Genomic DNA, 15,053 nt, shown 5'->3' with positions numbered 1-15,053 from the left:
ATGCCTATAATTATTACTGTATTTTTTTAATTAATATCGGAATATTCTTGCTTTTATTATATCGGTTAAAAAAAGATGGCATAAATATTGCTCTATATCACCTTCTATAATAGAGTTTCTACCAAACTTTATATCAAATCTGCAAAAAACGTCAGTATAAACTGACTTTAAAACTTTCTCTTTATTATGATTTTTTAAAAGTACAAAAAAAATCATCTATCTCGTTCCAATATCGTATCGTTATACCTATTCATGATAAAAAAGAAAGAAAAAGACGAGTCAAAATCGTCTCTCTCACATCTTTTTTGTAAATATTATACAAAATACATGCTAAAAAAATAGAAGACTGTTGTTCCAGAAACGAACATACTATTCTTTCATTTTGCTCACTTACCGCAAACCATTCCGTTGTTCTTCCTGGAAATATAGGTAGGATTTAACAAACAAATATACAACCCCGATCAATGTAATGGCTAAAAACAAGATAAAACCCCATATTCCTTCAATAAATACCGTCAATATTAATGCTAATCCCATGAACACAAACACTTTTCCGCCTATACGATGCGTCTTGTTCCAAACTGTTTCATTCGCTATCGTCCAAGGTGTACGAATCCCAACGAAGTAGTTATGTTTGAGTTTAGGCATGTAGTTTCCTAATACAATGAATAATAGGCCGAGTCCGATTGGCACAAATAAATCCACATCTACAGGAAACCCTAGGTTATAGGCTAATGTCACGATATGAAGAGCGATAAAAAAGATCACTAATACGTTGATTATTATGTTATAGCTCCCTTTAAATTTTTCATAGTTTGCTTTTTTCGGATCCATTTTTGGTAAAAGTGTCATTAACAATACGATTGAAGTCATAACGAAAGGGAGACTAAACGCCCCAAACCATTTGCTACTGTACCCATCCGCTTCACCAGCCGTATTCCAATGAGTGGCCACTTCATCAGGTAGATATGGGATCGCAATCAAACTTAACAAATAACTAAAAACCGTCAACATGACCACGAAGCGATTTGTTCTCATCATTTATCCCCTTCCTTTTGTAAAAAATTATAAAACCAACTCATTAAATCTTGAAAGACGGTTGTGTTTAACGAATAATAAATATGCTGTCCGACGCGTCGATCTTGAATCAAATCCGCTTGCTTTAAAATTTTTAAATGATGCGACACGCTCGGTTTCTGCATATCAAAATGGGAAGCGATTTCACCAGCGGTTAAATCCCCATTTTTCAGCAAGGAAAGAATCTTTCTTCTAGTGGGATCAGCAATGGCTTTAAACGCTTCGTTAAATAACAAAGAACGCACCACCTTTTAAAAAAATAAGTAATATTCTATTTAGATATTTAGAAAATCATCTAATTATGAAACAAAAAAATTAGATATTTAGATATTTTTCTAATTATAGAATATTCTATTTGCAGATAATTGTCAAAGAGTTCGTAAAACAGGTTAAGTAACGAAGCCGTTGAAAAATCGAACCGTCTGCTTTTGCCTACACTCTATACCATAATACACCACACCATTCATATTTTCATTTCTCCAGTTCAATTTGTTTTTTCTTCTTCTGGGGAAGAAAAAAAGCCGCTGCGGCGGCTTTTCTATATAAGCAATTCATATTTTTAGCGGGTTGCAGCCGCTACTTCCTCTAATTTTTTGGTGGAATTTGTCATATTATTTAACAAATCCCTCAATCTCTTCAACGCTCCCGTCACCTCTTCCACCATGGCCAGCAGCTGCTCGCTGTTTGCGGCATTGGATTGAATGTTGCCGTGCATATTCTCAAATACATCAATCACGCATTGGCCGTTTTGAAACATAGTTTCAACCGAATCTCCCAGCTGGGCAATCTTTCGTGACGACTCTTTCGTAGCATCAATCAAATGCTGAATAGAATCGTTCGCATGCTGAATTCCCTGTCTGCTGCTTATAATAACTGACAATTGATTGTCATTTCCTTCTTTCGTACTGGCAATTTCTCGCTGAATATCCAATAAGATTTGAGCAATCTTATCAGTTGCCCTTCTGCTTTCCTCCGCCAGTTTTCGGACTTCTTCAGCCACGACAGCGAATCCTTTCCCCTGTTCTCCAGCTCGAGCGGCTTCAATGGCTGCGTTCAACGCCAGCAAGTTTGTCTGTTCCGCAATACCTTTAATTAGTGAAATAATTCCTCCAATTTCCTCTGAACTTTTGGCTAGCTTTTCGATTCGGCTGCCGCTTTCTTCTACTCCTTTGTAGATATTTTCTATTACATTCGTAATATTTTCCAACCCCCGAATACTGCTTTCCGCCAGACCCTTGGCATTGTTTGAGAAGTCTTCGAGCTCGGATGTCATGCTGGAAACATTCGTCAAGGTACGGGACATATTTTCCACGATTTCCCCGGCTTCATTCAGCTGCTCAGCTTGCTGTTGATTGTTGTGTGCATTATCTGTCACAGCCTTGGTAACCTGTTCCAATGTCTCCAGCGTTGTATCCATCTCTGAACGATATTCCTTCTGGGTCTTTGTGACAGCAACTAAATTGCCTTGGATAGCCGACAGCATTTCCCGGTACTTTTGTACCACTTCTGTAATTGCTTCTTGAATCTCTTTTAACTCTTTCGCTTTTACTTGCTCCCATTTTACTTCCTGCCCGTCCCCTGCTTCCCGCAGGACTCTAGAGAAAAATTTCAACGGTTTTAACACCGAGCGGATCACACCAAAAAGGACAAAGAGGAACAACAGTGAAAAGATAAAAATCGCCAGCATGATTTTATATCCAACCCCATTAATCAACTGCTGAAACTCCTGCAATACTTGGTTAGTGGATTCGGCATGCTGGAAATACGGGGCAGCATCTAACAAGGTATATAATACATAACGCACATTTCCATCCGCTTTTACCGGAACATAAGCCTCCACATGATTGTCCTTCAGGAAAATCCGAGCTTTTCCGGAAGAAAAGACCGACTGAACATTTTCGTTTTTTGCAGCTTTTCCTTTTTCCCACAGGGATGGCTGTTCTTTCTTTAATGTTTCCATCAATACGACTTGTTTGGGATCAAACAAATAAATTGCTTTCACTTCTTCCTTCTCTTGGATGTGACGGGCGAGCGACGATTCAAAATTGCTTACATCTAACGCCGATTCGACAATTCCCTTTCCATCAGCGCGGGGAATGGCCATAAACTTGAAAATCTCTCCGGTCTCTGCTTTGATCGTTAAGGTTGAAGGCAGCATCTGCTCTTCACCCGTCAGCAATTTGCGATATCCGTCCCAAATATCAAATAAATTACTCCCTAGTGCCGCTTTCTCTGTAGATGCGACAAAAATTCCATCTCGATTTGTCAGATAAAAATCTGTCATCCCTGTTTGCTCTGCCAAACGCTTCAAATCTTCGTTATGTAACGTTCTCACCCGATCCTGCTCCTGCAATAAATAGGCTGCATTCAGCATATTTTTCTCCATCGACTGCTCGAGTTCAACTAAATTTCTGGAAATTTGATTCGCAAACGCCTCCACTTCCACCTCTAATTTTGTTTCCGCTTCCTTCCATACTTCATCAGTTATTTCATTCCCTTTTTTCTCTAAAGTGTTTCTTTCCAACCATAATACTAGAAACGTGCTGGACAATAACAAAAAAACAAAACCTGCCATTAAAGCAAAAAGCTTAGCTTTCATAGTCATTCCGTCATATCCCCCTTTTAAATCGACAAATGTAAAAAAACGGCTGTAGGTTTGTTTTTTAGGAAAATTTAAATCTCATATCTAGTTTTTTATTTATTATCATCAGTGGAAAATAAATCAAACGGCTCATCTTGCCGTATCCAATTCCTTTTCGATAATTCCGAATTTTCGCTCTTTATATCAGTAAAGCGGTTACAACCTGACCGATTGCCTATCGTTCAACTGCACGATCTCCCCTCGCTTTCGTTTTTAATAAACGGACATTTATTTAGATTTTTTAAATAATTTTTAAATTAAGGTATTATTTTACATCATTAGCATTGCATAAATATAGTTAGAATTTTCTGTTAATTAATTTTTGTGAATTTGTGCCAAAAAGACAAAACCTAAAGAAAGGTGGCACTGCCCATTTGGTAAATATATACAGTTAAACCAGAGCGACAACGACAAAAGGGAGATTATGGACTGGCTCGCCCATCAAATTTTCGCAACCAAACATAAGCTGGTTTCCACAGAGCTCTCTTTAACCAACGAGTAATTCGAAGTAGGGATTTCTTACTTTTCATCTCCAATTGAATGAGAACATGTAAGCAATACGTGATCAGGGCTAAGAAAATTTGATTTTGAATAGCTGTTTCACTCATTCCATAAAAGTGCTTAATTTCTACGTGTTGCTTGAGCCATTTGAAAAAGAGTTCAATAGCCCAGCGAGATCGGTAAATATCACTTATCTCTTCTGGTTTTAAATCAAATCGGTTGGTGATTAAACGAAGTAAGTTCCCTTTTGTGTCCATAACTTCTAGTAGACGAAAGACATTTTCAGTACGATTTTGTGTGGTACCAATGTAGACCATTTTATCGGATAGAACGTGACAATCATCAGGAAGTGAAAATGTATAGACTTCACGAATGACTGCGTTTTTCTTCAGTCTTGAAACGAAGAAATAGCCATCATCTGTCATCCGATCAAAACGTTCATAGTCCACATAACCGCGGTCAAACACATACATGGCTTCTTGATCATCCACTAGGACTTCGAGTTGATTTCGGTCATGTTCTTTTGCTGTCGTAATCACTGCTTTTTCAGGATAGACGGTGTCTTTATCCATGAAAACGAGCCGTAAGTGTAGCTTTACACCAGCTTTTGTTTTACGGAATTTTGCCCATTTATAATGGGTCAAATTCAACGGGAGTGTACTTGAATCAATGATTTTCAGTGGCATATTCTTTCCGTTTTGATAATGGTGCCGTTGAATTTTCCAAACAAGATCCAAGAACAAATTTGCAAGAATGAGTGGGTTGATCTGATTGTTTTTTCGGGATAGCTGAGAGGCACTTATCGATTCAAATCCGAGTGCTTTTTGAAGATCTTCGTCTACAAGTGCATCACTCATTTCCTCTAAGCTCTTAAATTCGAGCAGCTGGGCTACCAATAAAAGTTTAATATAGGCTTCTGTTGTCAGCTTTTTTGTGTAATAGTCCTGTTTCAATTCTTTGACTTGTTCGCTAAGTTTTTGAATATTTATGGGTGAAACCCATTTACCAAATGATGAAATTAGTGTATTCTTGTCCATAACGCTTATCCTTTACGATTGGATTTGGACAGGAACCACCTGTACTTCCATTGTAAAGGATTTTTTTGTTTCGAAATCAATAAAAAATTGAACATTCTTAGTATTTTGAATCATCAGATTTAATTACTGCAATGCTAGTGATTTTACATATGTTTCAAAAAATGTTTCAGGAAAATGATGGATACATTTTTATTAAAGCGAAATGAGGAGGAGAAATCAAGATGATAAATAGAAAATTCCGACAAAAAAAACAGAAAAAGGTACAAATATTTTTTTGAAGTATGAGCAGCTCTCTTCTCTGACAAATAAACATAGGATTGGAGAAAAGAAGTTTTTTGGAATTAAAATAACATATTATTCCAAACAATTTTTTAAACTTCCATTTAAGACCATTCAAATGTTGATTTTAAAAAGTTTAATGTGATCTACGTTAAAATTTCTGGAGCATGTTACGATGAATATAAAAGAAAAGGCACATCTATGTCCAAAATGAGTGGAAATGATTTTGTAAGCAATAAATGTTTTATTTATATCTTTATTTAGTAACTCAACTTTCGCAGCTCAATTTTGGTAAATAAGCCTTGATATAATTAGGCAAAACTACAATCCATTTACGTAATTGACTTTCGATGAATTTTTTAATCTTTTGATTTACATTTTGAAGTGCATCTTCAAGAATTTCAATGAGTAGTTGAAGTGCAAAGGCCCAATCTAGTTCATCGATTTCATCACAAAGTTCATAAAAAATGCCGCCTAATGTTCGATAATCTGTACTTACTCGGTTTTGCCAAGACAAAACAATGTACCTTGTAAACACAATAGTGGTATGGCTGATCATGGAATCATAAGATCTTCCTTGGAACTCTTTTTGGAGTTTCAATAAGGATTTGACTGTTTTGAAGAATACTTCAATATCCCAACGTATCCCATAAATACGAATGATTTCTTGATCCGATAAAGTACAGTCTGTACTCAAAATAGCTAGCCACTGTCTCTTTTTATTACGATTACGGACAAATACCACTTTAACAGGTACGCCATTTGCCATCGTTGTGTGAATAGAGCGCAAAATACCCTTTTGATGTTGTGATGGTTTAGCTGTTTGGTATAGTTTTTTTAGGCTCACCCATTCACCGTTCACTTGATATCTTTGTTTTGTATCCTTCACCATTCCAATAACATCCAACCCTTGATCCACAATGGACTTGATCAAAGGCTGTTGGGTAAACCATGTATCCATTAAAACGTATGAGGCATCGATTCCTTGAGAAAGTGCCCGTTTAATCATATTGGGAATAACTTCCGGCGCTTTTTGTAAAGCTTCGACACGCCGCTTATAACCGGATGTACGCTTATCGATTCGGTTATCAATCCCATTGATTTGGGAATTCGTAGAGCTTAATAAAGCAAAATCAATAGGCAAAAATGTAGCACCATCTGACCAGCCGAGTGTAAGCATACGAAATCCTTTGTAATAACGCATTTTTTGAGAAGAATGATCGAAACAGCGAGCAAGCAGTTCAACCTTTTTACTGCGATTTCGTTCATAAGATGAGTCGTCCACGATCAGCACTTTCGGACGGTCGTGTCTCGTTAAACTACTTACCTTCATAATGGTGAAAGTACTCAAAACAAGTAAAAACCTGCGCCAATTGTATTGAGGGTTATTTAAGAAGCGATAAATAGCGTTTTTTTCCGGCAAATCTTTAGCTTTTTTACTTTGAAGAAGTCGAAACAAATTTTTGCCTTCAAAAACTAAACTAAAAACTAGCTGGAATAAATAGGCGCAGGAATAACCGAAACCCTTGTTAATTCCCACTTTCCTTAAATATTTTAAGATTTCAAGTTCATCAAATATAGCTTTTACTTCTTTTGGTAGTTGATTGTTCAGTCTGTTATTCGTTATCATAATAAGAGACACCTCACCTGCTTTTGGTAATGTTTTTTCTGGACAATTAAACTATACCAAAAGTTGAGGTGTTTTTTTTGCAAATTTTTATGTCAAGAAGTATTCGAAACAACCAACAAACCCATTAACCGTAAGGCTTAGAAATCCAATTTACTGTGAGAAAGTTGAGTTAGTAATATATTTAAATCACCTTAATGCTACTTTACGGTTACATACTGCAACTATAAGATTCTTTAAAAATACTTAAAACATTTTTAAAATATTTTAACAAGGAGTGTAATAACAATGGATTTTCATAAAATACTAAAAAAGAAAAGAATAGAAGCCCATTTATCACAAGAAGAATTAGCAGAACAATTAAACATAAGCCGACAATCAATTTCGAAATGGGAAAATGAGAAAGGATATCCAAATATTGAAACGCTCCTAAAAATAAGTTAAATATTCAACGTCACAGTAGATGAGCTTTTAAAAGGAGATGATTACTTGAAAAATAAAATAATTCAAGACAGTAAAAAGTTAAAATACCCAAAATGGAAATCTTTCTTCGATATTTTAACTTTCATAGGTTTGATATTCATAATTGCAAAAATAATTGTATTTATAATTACTAAAGTAACTGGCAACGAAATTGGTTTCTTATCAGGATCCATAATTTATTCATTCCTACCGCTACTTTTAATGATTATTGGAGCTATTGGTACTGATATATTAAGCAAAAAATATAAATGATGCTTTATTCCAATTGCTTTATTGACGTTGAGCCTCGGAACCCTTAACAATCCCAAAACTTGTCGAATGGTCGGCTTAATAGCTCACGCTATGCCGACATTCGTCTACAAGTTTAGTTAAGGGTTCTTCTCAACATCAATAAATTTTCTCGGCATAAATGCGTTTATTTGCTTTGTCTACTCAGTAGACCTAGTAGACCCGACATAAATAAATTTCAACATCCAAGAGCGCACTTACATACCAAAAATGGTATCGTGCTAAAACCAAAATTTACGTGTGATAATCTAATAGCCTTATTTTACATTTTAAAAGGCTATTTAAAGCAAACTTTAAAGATATATAGTTTATTACCTATATAATTATATTTGTTTCTTAAAACGTAAATATGAGCCAAATAAGAGGTGTTTTTATGACGATAAACTTTGTATTCACTTTTTTCTGTATTTGATAAAACATCAAACGAAATTGCTGAGCTATGTAATATCCCTAACGACCAAAGAATTCAAAAAACAATTAAAATCATGAAAGACCAAAACATATCAGATATCGATTTTGAATTTCTTAAAATTTATGATTCTTATTTTGCAGATAATCCAGATATCAATTTTTAAAAAATCCAGTATCATTTTTTAAGACACTGCCCAGTTACATGCAAATTAAAATTTTCATGATTTTTTATAGTTCCTAACAGGGTTAAAATTTGTATAACGAAAGTATATTGTTTATATAACGTTAGTATAATAAAGCATTTTAACATTATACTTTTGATAATCGTTTATCGTCGTCATCACAATAACTTTTAAAATACTCGTGCATAATTCAACAGCTGACCTCCCAATAACTACATGGTGTTATCGGGAGGTCAGCTGTTAGCACTTATATCTTGTTATTGTTCTTCCTCGATTTCGTCTATCATTTTGTGATTAATTTCTCTTTTTTCTTGTTCTGTTAAGTCATAAAGTTCACTAGCTAAATACTCTTTTTGTTTCCAAATATAAAAAATTTGATAGATATATTCGGTTGGATCAATTTCTTTTAAATAACTGTAGTTGAGCAATTTTCATTACAATAATTACCATGTAAAAAGAGACAAACGGAGTACCCCTTATGCCACATGAAGCTGTTTTTTAACGACATCAATGGGAATATCTTGTTTCGCTGCATCGTAAATAAACTCCACGAGGCTATGTCCTTTCTTCTTTCGAAGGAAGTCAAGCCCGGTAGAGAAATCGCTGTTGGATTCGACCATACTGTACACATAAGCGAGTTGCACCAAGATCCAATACCGTTTCACCGCCCGACGTTGACGAACGCGGTACCCATCGAGCTTCAGCTGGTCTTTCGCTTGTCGAAAAAAGCATTCGATCGACCAACGCTGGGCATAGTAGCGCAAGATCTCTTCATCGCTTAGCTCCCGGTCGGTGCTCAAGACGCAGTGAAGATGTTCAGGTGTCATCGGCTGATCGGCTTTCCAAGCCAACAACACAACGGCATCATCGAGACCTTTCAGCGCTCCCTCGTAGCGATACACGCGATAACGCTCTTCTCCCACCGTGACGAGATGGGTGTCGTTCGGTTCGATATAGCGGGCAAACTGTTTGGCTTGGATGGCGATGCCTTTTGGATAAAGAACCCGATTCGTCTTGAGCATCGCAATGACGTGGAATCCTTTTTTCAGGCAGGCTTCCACGAGTGTTTTCGATGGGTACCAAGAATCCATCAGCACATAAACAGAACCGTGCACATCCAAAGAAGAAAGCATCTCGATGGCCCATTGACCCTTGCTTTTCCCATCCGCCTTGTCGTAGAGGCGAAACGCAAAGGGAAAGGCTTGCGTCATCGTATGAACCATGAGCCAGACGAGAGAGTGTCCCCAAATCGACTTTTTGTCCGCGTGAGAATAATGCCAATTACACCCTTCAATAGCGTGTTTCGCCTGTGACGAAGGCTTCGTTTTTCGGCAGATCGTATCATCGATCGAAACAAAAAAATGGGGTGATTCTTTCGCTTGGCCGTTCGTTCCACATGACGAAGCATCCACTGCTGGAGTTTGCGAAGCAAGATTTCTTCATCCCAAGGGCTTTTCGTGAAAAAATGGCTCAGTGTCGTTCGATGGTTGGGATGAAAGCTCTCATGATGCAGATCGGTCAAGGTTCCCACAAATCCTTTCGTTGTCAGCGCATCGATAATATGAACGAGATGCTTCATGACCGGCTTAGAGAAATAAAGGGCCAGCCCCAACATTGCGAAAAACTTGTCGATTCCTTGGTGATGTGGTAGTCTATTCATGAGACATGAACCTCCTTGAGAATGGTTTGGTGACACATCTATTCTAATCAAGGAATCGGGTTCATGTCTCCTTTTTTTTTGTTCGGATGTAAATTTATGTTAGTGAATTTGCTCATCTACAGTTAATAAATAAATTTTTTGCAAATATTCTAATGATGAATAAATTGCCCTAAATACTTTATAACAATCGATATTTAACTTAGGATTGGTTCTGATTTGGCATATACTAAAACACCAATAAATCGCATACTTCTCAAACCAAAGGATTTCCTGTGAATCATACCACGCTTGAACAGCATCACTAATAATATCTCGTAATCTCTCCCTATAAGAAGTAGGGATACGTCTCCACTCATTTGAAAATGCAAAAAGCACTTTTGTCCTTATGAAAGGTCCATAAAAACTGTCCCAGTTTTCCTGAATACTTAACTTTAAAGAACGCAAAAAATTTTCTAAAACCTCAAAGTAAGACTTTCTATTATTCCCTTTAATAATACAATCGATTAAAAAAATGGTATAAATTTCGTAAAGAGAAATCTTATATGGATATCTCTTAAAAGCTCTTTGCAGAGAAGCCTCTGGTGAATATTTTTCAATATTCAAAGCCCTATTTAAAGCTTCTTTTAATCCGCTCTTTATTCTCCAAGAAGCAAAAGCCACTTTTGTTTCATCTTTTATCTCTTTTGAATCAAATTGTACATCCAACAAATGTAACATTTCATATATAAATTGTTCTAACTCTTCGTTATCCATAGACTGTAATTGAATTTCTGATACTTGAGACAACTTTTCGATCATTGCTGTAGAACCAGGAATAGTATCATTTTTCGTAATTCTAATAGGTTCTAGTTTGGATTTTTCGTATCCATTTTTAATTGCATCTAGTAAACCCTTTTCAATAACTATTTGCTTTAAGGAAGAATTCTTTTGTATTTTCTCTTTTATCATTTCATCGATTTCATTTTCATTAGCAGGTATCGTTTTTTCTTTAGAAAGACTTAAACCAATATTATTAAGGCGTTCTCTTACTTTTCCAATTATTTTTTTGATAAATTCGCCATCTGAAGAGATAATCGTGATGTCGTCAGTATAGCGAAAAATATAAGTTTCTATTTTTTTATTTTCTTCAATAAATTCTTTAACTGGATTATCCAAATATTCTGTTAATACACAATTTGATAAAAATCCAGATGCAATTAATTCTAATGGAAGGGTATTGTTTAAATACTCTGTTATTTTTTCAAGAGCATTTTCTTCATTCAAGTCATCTTTTTTATTTCTCATTATTTTTTCGGCATATTGCAGGAAAAAGGATTTCCCTGTTTGTTTATATCCTTTTAATATTTCAATATCTGGACATTCAAACTTATAATTTAATAAATCTGCTAATAGTTGTAACCATCCTTCCTTATTTTTTAAAACCCCGTTTTCCACAAGAGTGTTCAATCGTTTTTCAAACATTTTTTTATATACTCTTTATTTAATGTAGGATAAAATTCTTGAATATCAGCTTTTCCTTGATACGCTTCCCCATATTTTTCAATAATTTTTAAAAAAGCCTGTTTCATTTGACTGTTTAATTGTCTAAGACCCCATTGATAACTTTCATAAAGACTGGATCCATTATAGTGAATATAGCCCCGCTGAAATTCCTTTTTTTCATAATCATATTGGTGGATTCTCTTCAAACGATTATTAAAGCTCCATGACACCATCCATTCTAACGATCGCCTTTTTCCTTTATCTTCCAAAGAGATTACATCCTTCATAGAAGGATTAGTATCAAACCACTCCGATAATGCTAAGACAACTGTAGCCCATGCTACTTGATCACGAAACTTAAACAGAGCTTTGGGCCGTAGTCGTGGATTTCGATCCTCATCCCATGATTTTGGATACCAATAAAGAATGGCTGGTTGTAATTTATAACGGTCCAACTTATTTATTGAACCTTCTTCATTATAGTTTTTAAAATCTTCCTGTATAGATTTAATATTTTGATCAAGGTCACGTTCAAAATTTTCTAAATCTAAATAATCACAAAAACTAGTTTCTCTTAATACATAGTGTTTTGCTTTTTTATATCCGAAATAAAAATAGCTTAATGGTATTTCGCTGGGAGTGAACAACTTCAATTCGATCACCTTTAACACATTAATTTTAGTAGTATCCTATCTTTGTACTAAAACATTATGTAATGATTTACAATATTCAGCAAAACTTGACAAAATTCCTGCATCTAAAGTTTTAAAAATAAATTCTTTTCTTAATCATTTTAATACAAACTCTGTTCTACGCTTAGTCGTTAATTCTTTATTAACGGCTTAACTCCTGAGCATAAAATAATTCACGTCTAGGGGTTTCGATTTTGAACCAGTTTGGTAATTTAACATACATTTTCCATTCTCGTCGTTTTCAAGCATTAGATGAATCTTCCTTAATACGGTGACTTTTAGCAAAGTATTTGAGTTGTAGTTTAAATAAACAAAATGGTCTTTGTTTTTAGGGTAATTCTACTAGGTATTAAATACTGAATACCATCACAAATTTAATAACTACGTGTTGCATTTTATTCAGTAATCCAATTCTCCTTTAATGATTTTGTCACTTCAGCGATAAACTTTTGTGGGCTATTTTTGCAACCATAAAAATGTTTGTAACCAGTCAAAATTTCAACCAATTATTCTATCTCTTTAAAATTGTACGATTCTACAGCTCAGTAATAATATCCAGCAATGAATGATAAAGCGAAAGCATAATCTTCAACATATTCCACCGACTTGTTTGAGCATGAATCCCTTTATCGTCACATAGTCTTTCAGATGTAAATGTTTTATTAATGCTCGGGTATTTACTGCATTTAATCAATTCAAGGCACCCAATCCGTACTTGTCAGAACCATTTCATTCGAATAAAATTGAGAAAAGGAGATTTTTAAAAGGAGTCAAAAAATGGAACAAAAACTCGACTTAATTTTAGAAAAAGTGATGTCTATTGACAATGATCTTAAAAATGTGCATGAGCGACTGGATTATATCGGGACGCGATTGGACCAGGTAGATGAACGATTAAATCGGGTCGAAAATCGATTGGATCGAGTAGAAGAGCGTTTAGATCAAGTAGAAACACGCTTAAATCATGTTGAAGAGCGATTGAATTGGGTCGAAAATCGGTTGGATCGAGTAGGAGAGCGATTAGATCAAGTAGAAACACGCTTAAATTATGTTGAAGAGCGATTGAATCGGATTGAACAGGAACAAAAATCAATTAAACAAGCTGTAATGGAAACAAACGAAGAAATGAAAAACCTCCAAGAAAGCTTCAAATCTGTTTACGAAATTATTGGCGAACATGACGTTTCCATCCGTACGTTACGAAAAAAAATTATGTAACCTACAACCACCTCAAAAAGTGATAACCTCACTTCTTTTTTTAACCCTGTGCTATTTCCTGGAAATACCATACAAAAAGCAAAAATTTATTCCATTTTATTCAAAGAACCTGTATTTAAACTTTTATTCTGACCTTTGAAAATAAATAAAAAACGTGCCCAATCATACAGTTCTCTATTTGGCATATTGTGCTAATGAATAACTTAGGATTGCTAAGGCTGGTGAGCACGAGCAATTCAAAGCCGCCTATCTTGATGTCTTCTCCATTTTTTTACTAAAAGGATGTAAAAAATATTGAATACAATAAACTACTAATCTAAACTGATAGTTGATGAGGTAGAAAGACTTCCCTATGTTTCACTGGAGTTGATTTGATGATTGCTACTATGTATAAACGGAGAATGAAAGCAGCATTTGCTCTATCTTCTATAGTTATGCTCATTGGTATTTCTGTTTTTTTCATCGATCGACCAGATTCTTTACAAAATTGGTTAAATCTTTCTTCAATAGGTATTGTAGGTCTTTTTTTGTTTTTTACCGGAGTTTCAAACCAGATTAAATATAACAAGGTGAAAGATATTCAAATTCATGAGTCAAAAGCTTCCCTCCTTGAGTTGGATCATCTAGTTTTAAAAAAAGATCTTGGTTTTTTTCCTCGTCTCCTACTGTTTGAAAAAAGCGGCCATTTTGTTGGAACGATTAAGCCAATCCGTATTCCTTCTATTTTTTACCCAATGAGCCTGCTGCTTCGTGATTCATTGATCATGACGCTTCCGATTACATATGGTGTTTTTTCGAATAAAGGAAATGTGCTGTTTACCTTTAAGAGAAAAGGAATGAAAAAGTCGATTGTAACTGTGAAGGATGTACATGGCCGAAAACTGGGAGAATATGTACAAGAGGATTGGAAAAGTCTAGTCAACATAAAAGGTGAGCTGAGAGATGCTGATGATAAGCTGATTCTCCCTGTTAAGGTTAAGGCCTTTTCTGGTGATTTTACATTAACAGATTCCGAAGGTCGGCAGTTGGCCCGTTTCTACAATGGATATTTCCCTCATGAATATACAAATATTTTTCGTGATGTGTACAATGATATCGTTGAGCTCTCTGACAACTTGTCGAAACATCATAAAATGCTTTTAATTGCAATGACTGGCTTTTTATTTTTGCAGCGCAACCAATAATCTAGTGTTGTTTTGGGAGTTTTCCCGCTACCACTTTACGATTTCCAAATTAACAAAAAACTTTTTAAAATAGATCCAGTGAACTGCACGAGCTTACTAGTTGATGTGTGCAATAATAAATCCATGCAGGAAAAGATGCTCCTGCATGGATTTTTGTACTGAATATCGTCCTTACAACGAAATTTTTTTAGGGGGGTAAACGCATTATCACTTCCGGAGTGTCGAATTTATTTTTTTAGCTGTATCAAAGAACATGGCAGATGTTTGATACAGTCTTTTAATCTATCAAAA

Annotated in this window: 11 protein-coding genes and 2 pseudogenes; 4 read left to right on the top strand and 9 right to left on the bottom strand. The window is 35.2% G+C overall.

The window, feature by feature from the left end:
* Positions 1–390 precede the first annotated feature (390 nt).
* The 5 genes from NSQ41_RS09265 to NSQ41_RS09245 all read right to left on the bottom strand — a co-directional run bounded on the left by NSQ41_RS09265 (position 391) and on the right by NSQ41_RS09245 (position 7,165).
* Entirely contained in the window at positions 391–1,041 is a 651-nt protein-coding gene (locus tag NSQ41_RS09265; protein WP_066250668.1) for an SdpI family protein, read from the bottom strand.
* Positions 1,038–1,313: an autorepressor SdpR family transcription factor gene (locus NSQ41_RS09260; RefSeq protein ID WP_066250666.1), complete on the bottom strand. Its 276-nt coding sequence runs from the start codon at positions 1,311–1,313 to the stop codon at positions 1,038–1,040. The genes NSQ41_RS09265 and NSQ41_RS09260 overlap by 4 nt, the downstream gene beginning before the upstream one ends.
* 323 nt (positions 1,314–1,636) lie before the next feature.
* Positions 1,637–3,682, bottom strand: a complete 2,046-nt coding sequence (locus tag NSQ41_RS09255; RefSeq protein WP_339211523.1) for a methyl-accepting chemotaxis protein — start codon at positions 3,680–3,682, stop codon at positions 1,637–1,639.
* A gap of 458 nt (positions 3,683–4,140) precedes the next feature.
* Positions 4,141–5,256: an IS4 family transposase gene (locus NSQ41_RS09250; protein WP_339210605.1), complete on the bottom strand. Its 1,116-nt coding sequence runs from the start codon at positions 5,254–5,256 to the stop codon at positions 4,141–4,143.
* Between the two features lie 547 nt (positions 5,257–5,803).
* Positions 5,804–7,165 carry a transposase gene (locus NSQ41_RS09245; protein WP_094245809.1) on the bottom strand — a complete coding sequence of 454 codons (1,362 nt, stop codon included), beginning with the start codon at positions 7,163–7,165 and terminating at the stop codon, positions 5,804–5,806.
* A gap of 285 nt (positions 7,166–7,450) precedes the next feature.
* On the opposite strand from NSQ41_RS09245, the gene NSQ41_RS09240 reads away from it, so the two are divergent.
* Positions 7,451–7,606: a helix-turn-helix transcriptional regulator gene (locus NSQ41_RS09240; protein ID WP_261308713.1), complete on the top strand. Its 156-nt coding sequence runs from the start codon at positions 7,451–7,453 to the stop codon at positions 7,604–7,606.
* A 45-nt stretch (positions 7,607–7,651) separates the two neighbouring features.
* Complete coding sequence (locus NSQ41_RS09235) at positions 7,652–7,897, top strand: hypothetical protein (protein ID WP_237282932.1); 246 nt, start codon at positions 7,652–7,654, stop codon at positions 7,895–7,897.
* Between the two features lie 886 nt (positions 7,898–8,783).
* Here NSQ41_RS09235 and NSQ41_RS09230 read toward each other — a convergent pair.
* From NSQ41_RS09230 to NSQ41_RS09215, 4 genes and pseudogenes are all read right to left on the bottom strand, one after another.
* Positions 8,784–8,939: pseudogene (locus tag NSQ41_RS09230) on the bottom strand (replication protein); the annotation flags it as partial.
* Positions 8,940–9,002: 63 nt separating this feature from the next.
* Positions 9,003–10,186 (bottom strand): annotated as a pseudogene (locus tag NSQ41_RS09225) (IS701 family transposase).
* A 99-nt stretch (positions 10,187–10,285) separates the two neighbouring features.
* Entirely contained in the window at positions 10,286–11,647 is a 1,362-nt protein-coding gene (locus tag NSQ41_RS09220; RefSeq protein WP_339211521.1) for a reverse transcriptase domain-containing protein, read from the bottom strand.
* Positions 11,629–12,321 carry a hypothetical protein gene (locus tag NSQ41_RS09215; RefSeq protein ID WP_339211519.1) on the bottom strand — a complete coding sequence of 231 codons (693 nt, stop codon included), beginning with the start codon at positions 12,319–12,321 and terminating at the stop codon, positions 11,629–11,631. Before NSQ41_RS09215 ends, NSQ41_RS09220 begins: the two co-directional genes overlap by 19 nt.
* 816 nt (positions 12,322–13,137) lie before the next feature.
* On the opposite strand from NSQ41_RS09215, the gene NSQ41_RS09210 reads away from it, so the two are divergent.
* On the top strand, positions 13,138–13,578 hold the full coding sequence (locus NSQ41_RS09210; RefSeq protein WP_339211517.1) for a hypothetical protein: 441 nt from the start codon (positions 13,138–13,140) through the stop codon (positions 13,576–13,578).
* A gap of 374 nt (positions 13,579–13,952) precedes the next feature.
* Entirely contained in the window at positions 13,953–14,762 is an 810-nt protein-coding gene (locus NSQ41_RS09205; protein ID WP_339211514.1) for a hypothetical protein, read from the top strand.
* Positions 14,763–15,053: the final 291 nt, after the last annotated feature.

It is taken from the genome of Aeribacillus sp. FSL K6-8210, from assembly GCF_037963925.1.
GTDB lineage: Bacteria > Bacillota > Bacilli > Bacillales > Aeribacillaceae > Aeribacillus > Aeribacillus composti.
This window is presented reverse-complemented; position numbering and strand designations above follow the sequence as displayed.

What these genes read in the sequence shown, in the direction of transcription:
- NSQ41_RS09255 (WP_339211523.1), bottom strand. Translation starts at nt 3,682, where the DNA reads ATGACTATGAAAGCTAAGCTTTTTGCTTTAATGGCAGGTTTTGTTTTT.
- NSQ41_RS09265 (WP_066250668.1), bottom strand. Translation starts at nt 1,041, where the DNA reads ATGATGAGAACAAATCGCTTCGTGGTCATGTTGACGGTTTTTAGTTAT.
- NSQ41_RS09205 (WP_339211514.1), top strand. Translation starts at nt 13,953, where the DNA reads ATGATTGCTACTATGTATAAACGGAGAATGAAAGCAGCATTTGCTCTA.
- NSQ41_RS09250 (WP_339210605.1), bottom strand. Translation starts at nt 5,256, where the DNA reads ATGGACAAGAATACACTAATTTCATCATTTGGTAAATGGGTTTCACCC.
- NSQ41_RS09245 (WP_094245809.1), bottom strand. Translation starts at nt 7,165, where the DNA reads ATGATAACGAATAACAGACTGAACAATCAACTACCAAAAGAAGTAAAA.
- NSQ41_RS09240 (WP_261308713.1), top strand. Translation starts at nt 7,451, where the DNA reads ATGGATTTTCATAAAATACTAAAAAAGAAAAGAATAGAAGCCCATTTA.
- NSQ41_RS09210 (WP_339211517.1), top strand. Translation starts at nt 13,138, where the DNA reads ATGGAACAAAAACTCGACTTAATTTTAGAAAAAGTGATGTCTATTGAC.
- NSQ41_RS09220 (WP_339211521.1), bottom strand. Translation starts at nt 11,647, where the DNA reads ATGTTTGAAAAACGATTGAACACTCTTGTGGAAAACGGGGTTTTAAAA.